At 72.0% G+C, this 14,416-nt stretch carries 13 protein-coding genes, 1 tRNA gene and 1 riboswitch; of the genes, 6 read left to right on the top strand and 8 right to left on the bottom strand.

Features of this window, described 5'->3' with window-relative positions; translation table 11 throughout:
* Positions 1–75 precede the first annotated feature (75 nt).
* The gene (locus ADL05_RS26880; RefSeq protein ID WP_053619945.1) at positions 76–978 is read right to left on the bottom strand and encodes a nitrite reductase; all 903 of its coding nucleotides are present in this window, start codon (positions 976–978) and stop codon (positions 76–78) included.
* A gap of 52 nt (positions 979–1,030) precedes the next feature.
* A riboswitch (cobalamin riboswitch) is annotated at positions 1,031–1,239 on the bottom strand.
* Positions 1,240–1,627: 388 nt separating this feature from the next.
* Here ADL05_RS26880 and ADL05_RS26875 point away from each other — a divergent pair.
* Complete coding sequence (locus ADL05_RS26875; protein ID WP_082376923.1) at positions 1,628–2,710, top strand: hypothetical protein; 1,083 nt, start codon at positions 1,628–1,630, stop codon at positions 2,708–2,710.
* 95 nt (positions 2,711–2,805) lie between these two features.
* Here ADL05_RS26875 and ADL05_RS30135 read toward each other — a convergent pair whose 3' ends face one another.
* The gene (locus ADL05_RS30135; protein ID WP_082376922.1) at positions 2,806–3,672 is read right to left on the bottom strand and encodes an N-acetylmuramoyl-L-alanine amidase; all 867 of its coding nucleotides are present in this window, start codon (positions 3,670–3,672) and stop codon (positions 2,806–2,808) included.
* Positions 3,673–3,863: 191 nt separating this feature from the next.
* Between ADL05_RS30135 and ADL05_RS26865 the strand changes: the two genes are divergently transcribed.
* Positions 3,864–4,154 (top strand): hypothetical protein, encoded by a 291-nt coding sequence (locus ADL05_RS26865; RefSeq protein WP_053619816.1) that lies wholly within the window; start codon positions 3,864–3,866, stop codon positions 4,152–4,154.
* A 194-nt stretch (positions 4,155–4,348) separates the two neighbouring features.
* On the opposite strand, the gene ADL05_RS26860 is transcribed toward ADL05_RS26865, so the two are convergent.
* Together ADL05_RS26860 and ADL05_RS26855 are read right to left on the bottom strand one after the other, a co-directional pair.
* Positions 4,349–4,424, bottom strand: a tRNA-Arg gene (locus tag ADL05_RS26860).
* 208 nt (positions 4,425–4,632) lie between these two features.
* Positions 4,633–5,886: an aspartate aminotransferase family protein gene (locus ADL05_RS26855; protein ID WP_053619815.1), complete on the bottom strand. Its 1,254-nt coding sequence runs from the start codon at positions 5,884–5,886 to the stop codon at positions 4,633–4,635.
* A 158-nt stretch (positions 5,887–6,044) separates the two neighbouring features.
* Here ADL05_RS26855 and ADL05_RS26850 point away from each other — a divergent pair, with 158 nt between their 5' ends.
* Positions 6,045–7,508 (top strand): NAD-dependent succinate-semialdehyde dehydrogenase, encoded by a 1,464-nt coding sequence (locus ADL05_RS26850; RefSeq protein WP_053619814.1) that lies wholly within the window; start codon positions 6,045–6,047, stop codon positions 7,506–7,508.
* Positions 7,509–7,598: 90 nt separating this feature from the next.
* On the opposite strand, the gene ADL05_RS26845 is transcribed toward ADL05_RS26850, so the two are convergent.
* The 4 genes from ADL05_RS26845 to ADL05_RS26830 form a co-directional block, all read right to left on the bottom strand.
* Positions 7,599–8,309 carry a GntR family transcriptional regulator gene (locus ADL05_RS26845; protein ID WP_053619813.1) on the bottom strand — a complete coding sequence of 237 codons (711 nt, stop codon included), beginning with the start codon at positions 8,307–8,309 and terminating at the stop codon, positions 7,599–7,601.
* A 76-nt stretch (positions 8,310–8,385) separates the two neighbouring features.
* Positions 8,386–9,159: a maleate cis-trans isomerase gene (locus ADL05_RS26840; protein WP_053619812.1), complete on the bottom strand. Its 774-nt coding sequence runs from the start codon at positions 9,157–9,159 to the stop codon at positions 8,386–8,388.
* 67 nt (positions 9,160–9,226) lie between these two features.
* Positions 9,227–10,036, bottom strand: a complete 810-nt coding sequence (locus ADL05_RS26835; RefSeq protein ID WP_053619811.1) for an Asp/Glu racemase — start codon at positions 10,034–10,036, stop codon at positions 9,227–9,229.
* Between the two features lie 131 nt (positions 10,037–10,167).
* On the bottom strand, positions 10,168–10,650 hold the full coding sequence (locus ADL05_RS26830) for a DUF3830 family protein (protein WP_053619944.1): 483 nt from the start codon (positions 10,648–10,650) through the stop codon (positions 10,168–10,170).
* A gap of 308 nt (positions 10,651–10,958) precedes the next feature.
* On the opposite strand from ADL05_RS26830, the gene ADL05_RS26825 reads away from it, so the two are divergent.
* The 3 genes from ADL05_RS26825 (at position 10,959) to ADL05_RS26815 (ending at position 14,384) form a co-directional block, all read left to right on the top strand.
* Positions 10,959–12,011: a D-2-hydroxyacid dehydrogenase gene (locus ADL05_RS26825; protein WP_053619810.1), complete on the top strand. Its 1,053-nt coding sequence runs from the start codon at positions 10,959–10,961 to the stop codon at positions 12,009–12,011.
* A 13-nt stretch (positions 12,012–12,024) separates the two neighbouring features.
* Positions 12,025–13,533 (top strand): amidase, encoded by a 1,509-nt coding sequence (locus ADL05_RS26820; RefSeq protein WP_082376921.1) that lies wholly within the window; start codon positions 12,025–12,027, stop codon positions 13,531–13,533.
* A 179-nt stretch (positions 13,534–13,712) separates the two neighbouring features.
* A complete protein-coding gene (locus tag ADL05_RS26815; RefSeq protein ID WP_053619808.1) occupies positions 13,713–14,384 on the top strand; it encodes a response regulator transcription factor in 672 nt (223 codons plus the stop codon).
* The last annotated feature ends 32 nt before the right edge of the window (positions 14,385–14,416 follow it).

Below are 14,416 nucleotides of genomic sequence, written 5' to 3'. Positions count from 1 at the left end.
GCTCACGTCGGCCGGGTCGGCTCGGGAGGTCGAGCCGGTCCGGCCGGTGAGATGGGTTCGGTCGGTTCGCCGCGGTCACCGCGCCTGCCCGGGGACGAGGACGCCGCGCCAGGGCGTGATGACGAGTTCGCCGTGTCCCCCGCCTCCCGCGGTGAGTGCCTCCTCGGCGAGCGCTTCGGCGGCGGGCCGGTCCAGGCCCTCGTCGGGAACCGGGGCATGGCGACCGCCACCGGCCAGCGGTCCGTACGGCAGGGGCGGTGAGGCGTCCGGCAACCGAGGGTCCGGAGGCGCCGGATCGGTCAGCGGGTCCGGGAGTTCTGCGACGTGCCACGCGGCCGAGGGACCGTCGCCGCGCCGTGCCAGGAACGCGTCGGCGAGCCGCACGATCGCGGCGGGCGCGTCGTCGAGCGGCACGACCGGGCCCCAGCCGTCCCCGACCCTCAGCTGGCCGGTCCGTGCGTCGAGCGCGACCAACCCCAGGTCGCAGGATCGGTCGAGCAGGTCGCCGCGCCCGTCGTCCAGGACGAACAGGAAGCGGCCGGGAAGCCCGGCGCGGCCCGGATCGGAGCACAGCAGGCGGTCCAGCGCGGCGGCGAGCGGACGAAGGTCGGCGCGTCCGCCGGTACGGCCGGTGCACGGGGAGGCCATGATGTTGCGGACGAGGTCGTGGGCGGGTGAGGGCAGCAGACCGGTCCCCTCCACCGCGCGGAGCGCTTCGGGGGTCAGCCGCCCGTCGCGTCCGGGGAGCGCACGCAGCTGGAGGTTGGCCCGGCCGGTCACATGGACCCGGCCGTCGCCGAACTCGGCGGCCACGGCCGCCACGTCGCGCAGCGCGCCCGCGGGCAGCCGGCCGCCGACCAGCCGCAGCCGGACGAGGAGTCCGTCGTCGGCGGGCCACGGGCGCAGCGCGCCTGGGCAGCGGTCGCGCCGGGTACGCGGGGTACCCGCACCGGCGGAGGTGGCATCCTTCGGGGACACGTGCGTCCTTCGGGTCAGGGGCCCGTTTCGCGGGACCCGGATGACCTGGCGGCCCGTCACCGCCAGCGCCAGCAGGTCTTCGGACTCGGGATCGATCGGTGCGGAGCGCCTTCCCGGAGCCTGGTCCCGCTCCAGTGACTGCCCCGGGAACCGTCCCGGGGCGTGCCCGCCCGTCACCCTCACCGCTGCGCGTCAGTCCCGGATTCGCACCGGGTTCCCTGCCCCACGAGGTGGAGTTCAACTGGCTCGACGAGGGTACCTCGCAGCTCGCGGCGCTGGTCCGGCGGTCTCCGTCCAGACCGGAGTCCCACCGCCCTCCGTCCGTGCCGATCCCCGATGGGGCGGCCCGGTCCCGGACCCGCCGAACGCCGTCAGGTTCACCGGTTCCCCTTCCTCCCAGCGTCGGGGAAAGCGGCCATCGCACAACGTCAAAGGGGGCCACCGGCGTTATTCCATCGTCATCCGGGAGTGGCTGGACGGAATCCCCCCGAGGCTACTGTCGCAGCCGGTGGAACCCGGTTCCACTCACCCTGCGCAGGCATGTTCCGGCACGCCGAGCATGCCTTTCCTGTGTTGGACCGGGCACCCGACACCGCCCGTCATTCCTGGACGCCACGAGCGGCCAGAAGCGACTCGAACGAGGATTCCCTTGACGTTCCCTTCCCCCATATCCGCCCGCCGCGTGTTCCGAGGGGGCCTCGCCTTCGCCGCGCTCGGCGCGTTCGGTGCCGCCACCGCGGCGCCCGCCCATGCCGACACCGCCGACAGCGCCGAGATCGGTTACGCGGAGGCGAGCGCGACCGAAGGAGAGGGCCGGATCCACGTCCTCCACCAGCGACAGGGCGACTTCCACGGCACCAATCGGTACCAGTACGACGAGGAGATCTTCACCGGAGCCAGGACCGGTGCCGTGACGGACGTGGACAGAGATCTGGTCGACGCGACTGTGAAGATCAACGAGCTGCGGATCGAACTCACCGAAGCCGACGTGGCGGCCATGCGCGCGGCGGCCGAGGGCGGCGTGTCCCAGCCGGGCCTGGAGAACGCCGAGCCCGAGGGCGATGCCTCGGACGAGGTCGTGCTGCGGGCGGTCTACACCGACGCGGAGATCTCGGTCGCCCAGAACTGGACCGGGACCGGGGCGGAGTACGTCTACGAACCGGGGGACGAATCCGTGGAGGTGAACGAGCTCGGCGCCGAGCTCTCCCTCTCTCCCTCGGAGTCGTCGTGGGAGGAGACCATCAGCGGTGAGTCGCTGTGGGGGATCGGCCACGACCTCGACCTGGTCGTGAACCTCCCGGACGAGGGGTTCAGCGTCTCCTACGACGTGGCCCAGACCCGCGTGGGACTGGACCTCGACCCCGAGGCGGGTGACGACGGCGACGAGAACGACGGCCACGGCGACGACGGGACCGGTGGCGCCGACGAACCCGACGACGGTTCCGGCGGCGACACCGACACCGATGGCGACACCGACGGGGGCTCCGATCCGGGCACGGGCGACGATGGCCAGGACGGGGACGCCGGTGAGGGTGACTCCGGGACCGATTCCGATTCCGGTTCCACGCCCGAGGACGACGGCGCGACCGCCGGGCCGGGTTCCGCGCAAGGATCCGACGACCCGTTGGCCCGGACGGGCGCTCCGGTCATGGGTCTGGTCGCCACCGCCGTCGTGCTTGCTGCCGGCGGTGGTGTGATCACGTACCTGGCCCGTCGCAGGAAGTCCGCGTAGAACCGGGGCGGCGGCGGGACCGCGACCGGTCGCGCCGCCGGTGGCCGACCCGAAGGCCCCGCCCCCGCAGGAGCCGGGGCGGGGCTGCAAGCCCCTCAGGTGATGGGCGCGGTCCAGGCCGCCGACCACGTCTCGACCCCGATGAGGCCGTCCACACTGCCGAGGTCCTTCTCCCGTTGGAAGGCCCTGGTGACCGCCTCGGTCTGGTCGCCGTACAGGCCGTCGGGCGTGATGACCCACCCGCGGTCGCGCATCCTCCGCTGCCACCGGCGCAGGTCCTCGCGGTGCGAGTAGTAGCCGCTGACCTGCCAGTCCGGTCCGCTTCTCGGCCCGAAGGCATAGCCGCTCGGCAGGGGGAACGGCGGCGCGTCCGTCCCCGGCACGGGCGGCGGGGGCGGATCCGGATCGGGTGCGGGGCGCTCGTCTGCGTCGGGGGCGTCGTCGCCCCACTTCGCCGCTCTGCGGAACGTGCCGTCCCGCACCATGCCGTAGGCCTTCTCACCGGGACAGGAGGTCGACACGAAGTCGCGGTGCCCCCTGACCGTGCCGGAGATCGACGACTGCGGTTCCATGAGCCATTCCCGCAGCTGGCGGACGGCGTTGACCTGCGCGGCGGTGATCGGGTCCTTCGGCCCGGTCATCAGCGTGCACGAGTAGTAGGTCGAGTTCCCGCCCGGTTGCGCCGCCTGGACGCGGAACAGGCCGCGCCCCTCCATGACGTACCCGTGACCACAGCATCCCCACGAGTAGCCGATGTCCGCCCATCCCCGGCTCGGTCCGGTGTGGAAGGCACGCGTCCTGTTCCAGTACGAGACGCACGCCGCGTGCGGCTTGTCGGCGAGGCCCTGGTCGGTGCTGTCGTAGTGGACGACCAACCCGGAGCGCGGGTTCGCCGGCGCGGCGGGTGAGTACGGTGACCATCCGAAGTCGCTTCGCCACTGAAGCTTGTCGGGTTCGGGCATGGAGCCTCCAGGGCGGAAAGAAGGGAGAGTAGGGGAGTCGTCACGGTTCGTAAGCAAATGATACCCAGCGAGAGGCATCCATCACTGGCTGTCAGTGAATTGTCGTAACGACGCCTGTGATCAGCGCGCGGTCAACCGTCTGGACGCGCGAAGCGTCCAACCTGGCCATCCCCCAAGGCGAGGAGCCACCCATGCGTGCTGTACTGCCCCTGACCGCCGCCGTCGGACTGCTCTCCGTGACGGCGTGCGCCGGCTACGACCAGGACGCCCACCGTCAGGCCATGGAGGACCAGGGTGTCTCCGTGCCCGGAGACATGGACGAGGTCACCGCCGAGATGGAGTCGGCGTGCGAGGCCGACGATCCGGCCCTGTTCGTGTTCGGCTTCCTCAACGAGGGCGGCGATCCCGACGCGCTGCGCATCGGGATCGAGCACGTGTGTCCGGAACGCGCCGAGGAGTTCGAGGACGCCCTGACCATGTGACCCCAGGGGCGCAGGACGGGCCCGTCGTCGCATGCCGATACGGCCCGAACGGCCGACGCGGCCTTCCATCGCGAACGGCGGTGCCCGTCCCGCCCGAAGCATCGGGGCCCTGAACGGGTCTCTCCGAAGGGCGGTACAAAAGAAGCCGCCCGAGCTGCTTTCGCAGTTCGGGCGGCTTCTCCACTGTCTCAAGGTGGTGCACTCGGGAGGACTCGAACCCCCAACCTTCTGATCCGTAGTCAGATGCTCTATCCATTGAGCTACGAGTGCAGGCATTCAGTTGTGTGTCGCCCGTTCGGCGTTGGCCTCCCTGGCGACGTCTCCGACTGTATCACGGTGTCGGGAGGGGTTTGAGCATCTTTTTCGTGTGACCCCGGCCATGGGTGCACGACCTCCCCGGGTGCCCCGGCCATCGGCGCCGACCGCGGTGGTGCCGGGGGTCGCGCGACCCCCGGCACCACCGGGCGGCTTCTCCGGGTCAGGCGGTGGCCTCCTCCACGGAGGCGGCCCACAGGGAGACGGCGGTGTCCACCTGGTCGCCGGTGACGACCAGCGGCGGGATCATCCGGACCACGTTGCCCGCCGGGCCGCAGGTGAGCAGCAGCAGACCGTTCTCGGCGGCGGCCTGCTGGGCGCGCAGCGCGGTGGCCGCGTCGGGGGAGCCGTCGGCGGCGGTGAACTCGTTGCCCAGCATCAGGCCGCGTCCGCGCACGTCGCCGATGACCGGGTTGGCGCCCGCGGCCTTCTCCAGGCCCTGGCGCAGCCGGTCGCCCTGGCGGGCGGCGTTCTCCACCAGGCCCTCCTCCTGGATGACGTCCAGGGTGGCCAGGGCGGCGGCGCAGGAGACCGCGTTGCCGCCGTAGGTTCCGCCCTGGGAACCCGGCCAGGCCTTCTCCATGATCGCGTGGGGGGCGGCGATCGCCGACAGCGGGAAGCCGCTGGCGAGCCCCTTGGCGGTGATGACGATGTCCGGGCGCACCCCCGAGGGCTCGTGGCCCCAGAACGTGCCCGTGCGGCCGAAGCCGGTCTGCACCTCGTCCATGACGAGGAGGAAGCCGTGCTGGTCCGCGCGCTCGCGCAGGCCCTGGAGGAAGGCGTCCGGTACCGGGACGTAGCCGCCCTCGCCGAGCACGGGCTCGATGAACACGGCCGCGGTGTCCTTCGGGGAGGTCACGGTGGCGAACTGGTAGTCCAGCTCCTTGAGCGCGTACTCGACGGCCTCGGCCTCGGACAGGCCCAGCCGGTAGGCGTACGGGAAGGGCGAGACCACCACGCCCGGGACGAGCGGGCCGATCCCCGCGCGGATCTTGACGCCGGAGGTCGTCAGGGACGCCGCGCCCATCGTGCGGCCGTGGAAGGAGCCCTGGAACACCACGGCGTTCTGGCGGCCGGTGGCCTGGCGGGCCAGGCGCAGGGCGGCCTCGACGGCCTCGCTGCCGGAGTTCACGTAGAAGAGGCGGTCGACGCCCTCGGGCAGGACCTCGCCCAGGCGCTCGGTGAGTCGCAGCAGGGGCCGGTGCATCACGGTGGTGTACTGGCCGTGGATCAGCGTGGCCACCTGCTCCTGGGCCGCGGCCACGACCCTGGGGTGGCAGTGCCCCGTGCTGGTGACGCCGATGCCGGCGGTGAAGTCGAGGTAGCGGCGACCGTCCTCGTCGTAGATGTGGACACCCTCGCCCCGTGCGGCCACCACCGGGGTCGCCTGCTTCAGGGCCGGGGAGAGCTCCGCCATGCGCTGCCTCACTTCCGTCTTGCGAGTTCCGTAGGATTGTTGACAATCGACACTGCTATGGAAACATCCTCACCGGACGGTGTCCAGAGGGCGCACGTCGGGCAGTTCTGTCCACAGGCCCGTTCACGGGTCGATATATCGACTGGGGAGAAGCGAACATGTCGGATCGGGAAGCACGCGTCGTCGCGCAGGTGGACAAGAAGCTCTTCGTGGGAGGCGCCTGGACCGACGCCGCCTCGGGTGCCGTCCTCGCCGTCGAGGACCCCTCCACGCGCGAGACCCTCTGCGAGGTGGCCGACGCGGGCAAGGAGGACGCCCTGGCCGCGCTGGACGCCGCCCACAGGGCGCAGCCCGGCTGGGCCAAGGTCGCCCCCCGGGAGCGGAGCGAGATCCTCCACCGCGGCTACCAGATGCTCATGGAGCGCCAGGAGGACCTGGCCGTCCTGATGACCCTGGAGATGGGCAAGCCCCTCGCCGAGGCCCGTGGCGAGATCGCCTACGCCGCCGAGTTCCTCCGCTGGTTCGCCGAGGAGGCGGTCCGGATCGAGGGGGGCTTCTCCACCTCGCCCGACGGCAAGTCGCGCTTCCTCATCATGCGCCAGCCGGTCGGCCCCTGCATGCTCATCACCCCCTGGAACTTCCCCATGGCGATGGGCACCCGCAAGATCGGCCCCGCCATCGCCGCGGGCTGCACCATGATCCTCAAGCCCGCCCACCAGACTCCCCTGTCCGCCCTCGCCCTGGCCGGGATCCTCGCCGAGGCGGGACTGCCCGAGGGCGTCCTGAGCGTCCTGCCCACCACGGACCCCGGTGGCATCACCGAACCCCTGCTGAGCGACGGCCGGATCCGCAAGCTGTCCTTCACCGGCTCCACCGCCGTGGGCCGCAAGCTCCTCGAACAGAGCGCCGGGCAGGTCCTGCGCACCTCCATGGAACTCGGCGGGAACGCGCCCTTCCTCGTCTTCGACGACGCCGACCTCGACGCCGCGGTCGACGGAGCGATGCTCGCCAAGATGCGCAACATCGGCGAGGCCTGCACCGCCGCCAACCGCATCTACGCCCAGGCGGGGATCGCCGAGGAGTTCTCCCAGCGCCTCAGCGACCGCATGGGCGCGCTGCGCATGGGCCGCGGCCTGGACGACGGGGTCAACGTCGGCCCGCTCATCGACGACAAGGCGCGGAACAAGGTCCAGAGCCTGGTCGACGACGCCGTCAACCGCGGTGCGCGGGTCCTGGTCGGCGGCGGGCCCGGCGAGGGCGCCGGGCACTTCTACCAGCCCACAGTGCTCGCCGACGTCCCCTTCGCGGCGGAACTGTCCAACACCGAGATCTTCGGCCCGGTGGCCCCCGTGCTCACCTTCGACACGGAGGAGGAGGCGCTCCGCGTCGCCAACGACACCGAGTTCGGCCTGGTCAGCTACCTCTACACCAGCGACCTCAACCGTGCGCTGCGGGTCAGCGAGGCCCTGGAGACGGGCATGGTCGGCCTGAACCAGGGCGTCGTGTCCAACCCCGCGGCGCCCTTCGGCGGGGTGAAGCACTCCGGCCTGGGCCGCGAGGGCGGACGGGTCGGCATCGACGAGTTCCTCGACACGAAGTACGTGGGCATCGGCGGTATCTGAGTCCCCGGTCGCCCCGGGAGGGATGCCGTGCGGCATCCCTCCCGGGGCTGGCCCGGTGAAGGCCCGCTCCGCTGTTCGGGACCGCCTCCGTCAGCCGCCCGGGCCGGGCTCCGGGTCGTGGGCCGGCGCCGGGGCGGCCGCGCGCTCGGCGTTGATCCGCTCGACCGTGTCCACCATGTGCGACTCGATCAGCGCGAGCAGCCGCTCCTCGTCGCCCTCGACGATGGCGTCGAGCAGGCGCCGGTGCTCCTCCAGGATCTCCTCCGGCTCCGGGTAGACCCCCTGCATCACCGACAGGCACATGCGGGTCTCCACCAGCAGCGTCTGCGCCATCCGTTCCAGCCGCCGGTTGCCGGCGCAGCTGACGAGCGTCCGGTGGAAGGCCTGGTCCGCGTTGCTCATCGCGGTCCGGTCGCGGCCGGCGGCGGCCTCCGCGAGCACGTCCAGGGCCGGAGTGAGCCGCGCCAGCGCCTCGCCCCGGTTGCCCCGCATGATCAGCTCGCACGCCGTCCGCTCCACCGCGAGGCGTGCCACGTAGATGTCCCGGACGTCGCCGGGGGTGAGCTCGCGCACGAACAGGCCCCTGTGCCGCTCACTGCGCAACAGCCCTTCCTGCACCAGGCGCTGCATCGCCTCGCGGAGCGGACCGCGGCTCACCCCCAACTGTCCGGCCAGTTCGGCCTCACCGAGCTGGTCGCCCGGGGACAGCGAGCCGTACATGATCGCCTCGCGCAACTGGTCGGCGATGAGTTCGGCGGTCGACCGCCGGGGCACGGGTCTCAGCTGGCCTGGGGCGGACATACGTGATCTTCCTTCTTCTCCGGTTGTTCCAGTGGCACAGGGGACGTTTCCGTGGTCGAGGCTAGTGCGTGTTCCGTCAGGGCGTGCCCGGCCGGCGCTCGACCCCGTGAGCGGCCAGCGCGCTGGTGACCGCCGCCGACCCCGCCCGGAAGAGCGCCCCCGGCCCGCCCCTGGCGCCGGTCTCGCCCGCCAGCCGCAGCCCCTCCCACACGCTCACCTGGTTGGCGGTGAGGACCGGCTTGCCCAGCAGCGCCTCCAGGGGTTCGATGAGGCCGGCGCTGTGCAGGGCGGTGTCCGGGACCAGCACGGCCTCCGCGCGGGGGTGGTCGTTGGAGATGACGAAGTCGACGGCCTCGTCGGGGTCCAGCCGCCCCACCTCGGCGGCGGTGGCGATGCCGTGGCTGGCCAGGGACAGCACGCTCACCCCGGCCGCGGACAGGAACTCGACGAAGCGCCGCGCGACGTCGTCGGGGTAGGTCGCCGCGATGGCCACCCGCGAGACCCGCAGCTGGCTCAGGGCGTGCACGAACGCGAACGACGTACTCGACGCGGGCGCGCCCGCGGCCTCCCGCACGCCGCGGACCTGCTCGCGGGCGCCCTCCCAGCCGAACACGAAGCTGCCGCTGGTGCACGCCCAGACCGCCGCGTCGACCTCCATCCCGGCGAGCTTCACGGCGCCCTCGGAGAGCACGTCTCCGCCGCCCACGTCGAGCAGGGCGTCCACCCGGTGGGCGTCCTCACGCATGAGCGTGTGCACCACGGGGAGTTCGACGCCGTCGAGCATGGACTCGAACACCTTGTAGTCGTCCTCGGCGCTGAAGCCGGGGTAGAGGAATCCGACGCGGGTCATGTCCGTCCCTTCCGTTGGTCCTGCGTCCCTGGGCGCGTTCCGCGCGACCGCCTGCGCACCCGCGCGTTCACACCAGGGTGGTCGGCGCCGTCGCGTTGAGCAGGCGCTGGCCGCGCGCGACCGCGTGCCGTCCCGCGGCCCGCAGGACCGCCCACATGGTCACCTGGTTGGCGGCGATCACCGGCTTGCCGAGCTCCCGCTCCAGCGGCGCGATGATGTCGTAGGTCTGCACGTTGGTGCAGCTGATGTACACGGCCTGGGCGTCCGGGTGGTCCACCGAGTGCACGGCGCGGGAGACCTCCGCGTAGTCGACCTTCCAGATGTGGCTGAGCAGGCCCAGCCCCACGCTGGAGGTCACGTCGACGCGGTGTTCGCCCAGGTAGTCCAGCAGGCGGTCGGTCACGCTGTCGACGTAGGGCGTGACGACGGCGATGCGGTCGGCTTCGAGGGCGGTCAGCGCCTGGATGAGCGCGCCCGAGGTGGTGACCGCAGCGGGGGCCCCGGCGTCCATCATCGTCCGGTGCAGGCGGCGCTCGCCCTCAGCCCCGTGCACGAAGCTGCCGGAGGCGCACATGTAGCCGATGGACAGCGGTTCGGGGGCGAGCAGCGCGCGGACCGCGGGATCGACGTTCTCCTCCTGGCTCAGCGCGGCTGCCTGGTCGACGGTCACCGGAACGTGCACGTACGGCAGCCGCGTCACGTGCAGCGAGATGTCGTCGGGCGTCCACCGCCACAGCTCGCGGTCGAGCGCGAAGTCGTAGGGCGCGATCACGCCGACCCCCGACTGCCACGGCGTGCGCGTGGCGGCCGCCAGCTCGACGACCTCGTGGTCCGTTCCGGAGTCCTCGACGACCCTGCCGTCTCCGTCGGTTCGCATCGGTCACTCACCTCCCGGGATGTGTGTCGTGTGTGGGAAATGACGGCCGGGTACGGGGGCCGCGGTCGGTGGGACGCGTGGAGGACGACGGCCGCCCGGGGCGGGCTCGGCCGCGGTGGCCGCGGCCCGGATCAGCGGACCAGCCGCTCGTACAGGAGGCGCTCGCCGACACTGCCGGAGCGCCAGACGTCGTTGCAGGCCTCGGCCATGGCGGGCAGGTTCTCGACGACGGTGGCGAACACGTTCCCGGGGACCCAGCCGACGTCGCCGTTGAGCAGCAGGTTGTTGCGCCCGTAGAACAGGGCGAGATCGATGACTCCGGGGAGGTGGCCGATCCCCTTGTCCTCCTTGAACCCGCGGTCGAGCATGCCTCCGTCGAAGGAGAAGTACACGACGTCTCCGGGGATGGGGGTGACGGTGGGGTTCTCCTGGCCGGGTTCGGTCTCGGCGAACCGCGGCACCATCGTGTAGACCTCGTTGCGCGCGTACTTGGCGTGCTGCACGGCGTCGCCCTGGGGCAGCGCGTTCCACACCGCCTCACACGTGCGCGGCGCGTCCTTGTCCAGGAGTTCGGCCACGCAGGACACCCCGCGTTTGGGCAGCGTGATGGTGATGTACCTCGGCAATGTCGGGAGTCCCTTCGACGGGCGCCTGGTGATGACGGACTTTCGGGACGAACTGTGCGACAACGACGCTGTTGATTGTCGACAATCTTATGATCTACATGCCAGGTGCGGCAATAGATCGCGCGCGTGGGCTGGACCGCAGGCGTCAGAGTGGGATTGAGGTGGTGATTTGCCCTGGATCCGCCACTTTGTGGATTGTTGACAATCCCATGTCGGCTCCCTAGCGTTTCTCCTGCAGGGCGAACATCCCACCGCACACGACAGCACCGACCACGTCGCCAACGGAGTGCACGCCCGTGAACAGTTCCGCCCCGTCCACCACGTCCGCACCGGCCGCCCCCAGCGCCCCGGACCGGCCCAGGCTCCTGGTCCTGCACGGCGGCGACCTCCCCCCGGGGCACGAGCGGATCGACGCCGATCCGCGCCTCGGCGAGGTCGCCTACACCACGGCCGACGGCCTCGACGCCGCTCTGCCCGGTACCCACGCCCTGCTCGTCTGGGACCTGTTCTCCGAGGCGCTCGCCGCCTCCTGGGCCAAGGCCGACACCCTGTCCTGGGTCCACGCCGCCACCACCGGCGTGGACAACCTCATGTTCCCGGGCCTGGTGGAGAGCGGCACCGTCGTCACCAACTCGCGCGGGGTCTTCGACGAACCCATCGCGGAGTACGTGCTGGGCCAGGTGATCGCCTTCGCCAAGGACTTCCCCGGCACCTGGGGCCTGCAACGCGAACGCCGGTGGCGGCACCGCGAGACCGAGCGCGTCGCCGGGAAGCGGGCCCTGGTGATCGGCACCGGTCCGATCGGCCGCCACATCGCCCGCAAGCTCTCCGCCGTCGGCATGGACGTGCGCGGCGGGGGGCGCCGCGCACGCTCGGGCGACGCCGACTTCGGCACCGTGGCCGAGTCCACCCTCGCGGAGCGGGGCTCCGACTCCGGGCCCACCCTGGCCACCGAGCTCCCCGAGGCCGACTACGTCGTCATCGCCGCGCCGCTGACCGACGCCACCAGGGGCCTGGTCGACCACCGCTTCCTGGACCTGATGAAGCCCACGGCGCGGCTGATCAACGTCGCGCGCGGCCCCATCGTGGTCGAGTCCGACCTCGCCAACGCCCTGGAGCGCGGCGACATCGGCGGGGCGGCCCTGGACGTGTTCGAGCGCGAGCCGCTCAAGGCGGTCTCCCCCCTGTGGGGGCTGCCCGGCTCACTGGTCTCCCCCCACATGTCCGGCGACGTCGTCGGCTGGCGCGACGAGCTGGTCGACCTCTTCCTGGACAACCTCGCCCGCTACCTGGACGGGCGAGAACTGCTCTACGTCGTCGACAAGGACCGGGGCTACGTCCCCGGGTAACCCCTGACCAGGCATGACACAGGAGGCTGAAGTGACGATCGATCGGGCCGACACCGACCGGGCGCCGACGTCCGGGTCGGCGGCAGCCGGCGTTCCGCGGGCGCGCGCCGAGGCGCCCACCACACCGGCCGACCTGTCCGCGGAGCAGCTGCTCGCGGCCTACGCCGCCGGAGACCTCTCCCCGGTGGAGGCCGTCGACGCCGTCCTGGAACGGGTCGAGCAGGACAACCCCGCGCTCAACGCCTTCTGCCTGGTACGGCCCGAGGAGGCCCGCGAGGCCGCCCGCGCCTCCGCCGAACGGTGGCGACGGGGCGCCCCCGTGGGCGCGCTCGACGGCGTGCCCGCCGCGATCAAGGACATCCACCTCACCAAGGGCTGGCCCACGCTGCGCGGCTCGGTCACCACGCACCAGGAAGGGCCGTGGACCGAGGACTCGCCGGTGGTGGCGCGGCTGCGGGAGGCGGGCGCGGTGTTCTTCGGCAAGACCACCACGCCGGAGCTGGCCTGGAAGGGCGTCACGGACAGCCCGCTCACCGGGATCACGCGCAACCCCTGGGACATGTCCACGACGCCGGGCGGCTCCAGCGGCGGCTCGTCGGCGGCGGTCGCGGCGGGCATGGGTCCCCTGGCGACGGGAACCGACGGCGGCGGATCGATCCGGATCCCGGCGAGCTTCACGGGGACCTTCGGGCTCAAGCCCACCTGGGGCCTGGTGCCGCACTACCCGGCGAGCCCGTTCGGCTCGCTCGCGCACACCGGACCGATGACCCGCACGGTGGGCGACTCGGCCCTGATGCTGGAGGTCATCACCCGGCCCGACCCCAGGGACTGGGCGGCGCTGGCCCCGCCGGGCCCGGGACTGGCCGACGTGCGGCACCGCACGGACGCCGAGGAACTGGTGCGCGGGATGCGGGTGGCCTACAGCCCCACGCTCAACGGGCTCGACGTCCACCCGGAGGTGGCGAGGGCGGTCGCCGAGGCGGTCGCCGTCTTCGAGGAGCTCGGCGCCCGGGTGGAGGAGGTCGACCCCGACCTGCCGGAGTCGCGGGACGAGTTCCACGTGCTCTGGTACTCCGGCGCGGCCAAGGCCACGGAGAAGCTCACCGCGCGCGACCGTGACCTGCTGGACCCGGGGCTGCGGGAGATCATCGAGGAGGGCCTGACCTACTCCGCGCAGGACTACCTGACGGCGATGGCCCTGCGCATGGAGATGGGCGCGCGGATGGGGCGCTTCCACACCGAGTACGACCTGCTGCTCACGCCGACCATGCCGATCACGGCCTTCGAGGCCGGGCTGGAGTCGCCGCCCGAGATGGCGGGGGAGCGGTGGACCGCCTGGGCCGGGTTCAGCTATCCCTTCAACATGACCCAGCAGCCGGCGGCGAGCGTGCCGTGCGGTTTCGACGGTGCCGGACTGCCGGTAGGCCTGCAGATCGTCGGCCCCAGGCACGCGGACGCCCGGGTCCTGGCGGCCTGCCGCGCCCTGGAGATCGCGCGCCCGTGGGCGGATCGCCGCCCGTGACGGGATCGATACCGACCACCTTCTGAGATTCGCTCCCCGGGCGGGGGCTTTGTCCCTTTCCGGGACCTTCGTCCGAGGGCTTCCGTGCCCAATGGCCCGCGCGGTGTCGCCCGGTCGTACTACCGTCATCCTCGGAGTCGTGTCGAACCCGCGCAGGCACTGGGATTGAGGGTGAACGGATGAGCGGCGGTGGAACCGGCGAGGCGCGCGAGCGCATCAGGGTCTTCCTCGTGGACGACCACGAGGTGGTGCGCCGGGGCGTTGCGGCCATGCTGGAGACCGAGGACGACATGACCGTCGTCGGGGAGGCCGGAACCGCCGAACAGGCGCTGTCCCGCATCCCCGTGGTCCTGCCCGACGTCGCGATCCTGGACGTGCGCCTGCCCGGCGGCTCCGGGGTGCAGGTGTGCCGGGAGATCCGCTCGGACCATCCCGAGATCGCCTGCCTGATGCTCACCTCGTTCGCCGACGAGGACGCCCTGTACGACGCCGTCATGGCGGGCGCCGCCGGGTACGTGCTCAAGCAGATCCACGGCGCCGACCTGGTGGGCGCGGTGCGCACGGTCGCGGCGGGCGGATCGCTGCTGGACTCCGGCAGCACGGGCGCGATGCTGGAGCGCCTGCGCGGCGCCCAGGCCGAGCCCGACCCGTTGGCGGAGCTGACCACCCAGGAGCGCCAGATCCTCGACCTCATCGGCGAGGGCATGACCAACCGGCAGATCGGCGAGCGCCTCTACCTCGCGGAGAAGACCGTGAAGAACTACGTGTCGGCGCTGCTCGCCAAGCTCGACCTCAAGCGCCGAACCCAGGCGGCCGTGCTCATCGCCGAGCTCAGGGGCCGCCGCTACTGAGCTGTGGGCCCCGCCCCCGCCCCGCCCCCGCC

Origin of the sequence: Nocardiopsis sp. NRRL B-16309 (assembly GCF_001279585.1) — a bacterium.
GTDB lineage: Bacteria > Actinomycetota > Actinomycetes > Streptosporangiales > Streptosporangiaceae > Nocardiopsis.
The sequence above is the reverse complement of the archived record's forward strand: the minus strand, read 5'-3'. Positions and strand labels throughout refer to the sequence as shown.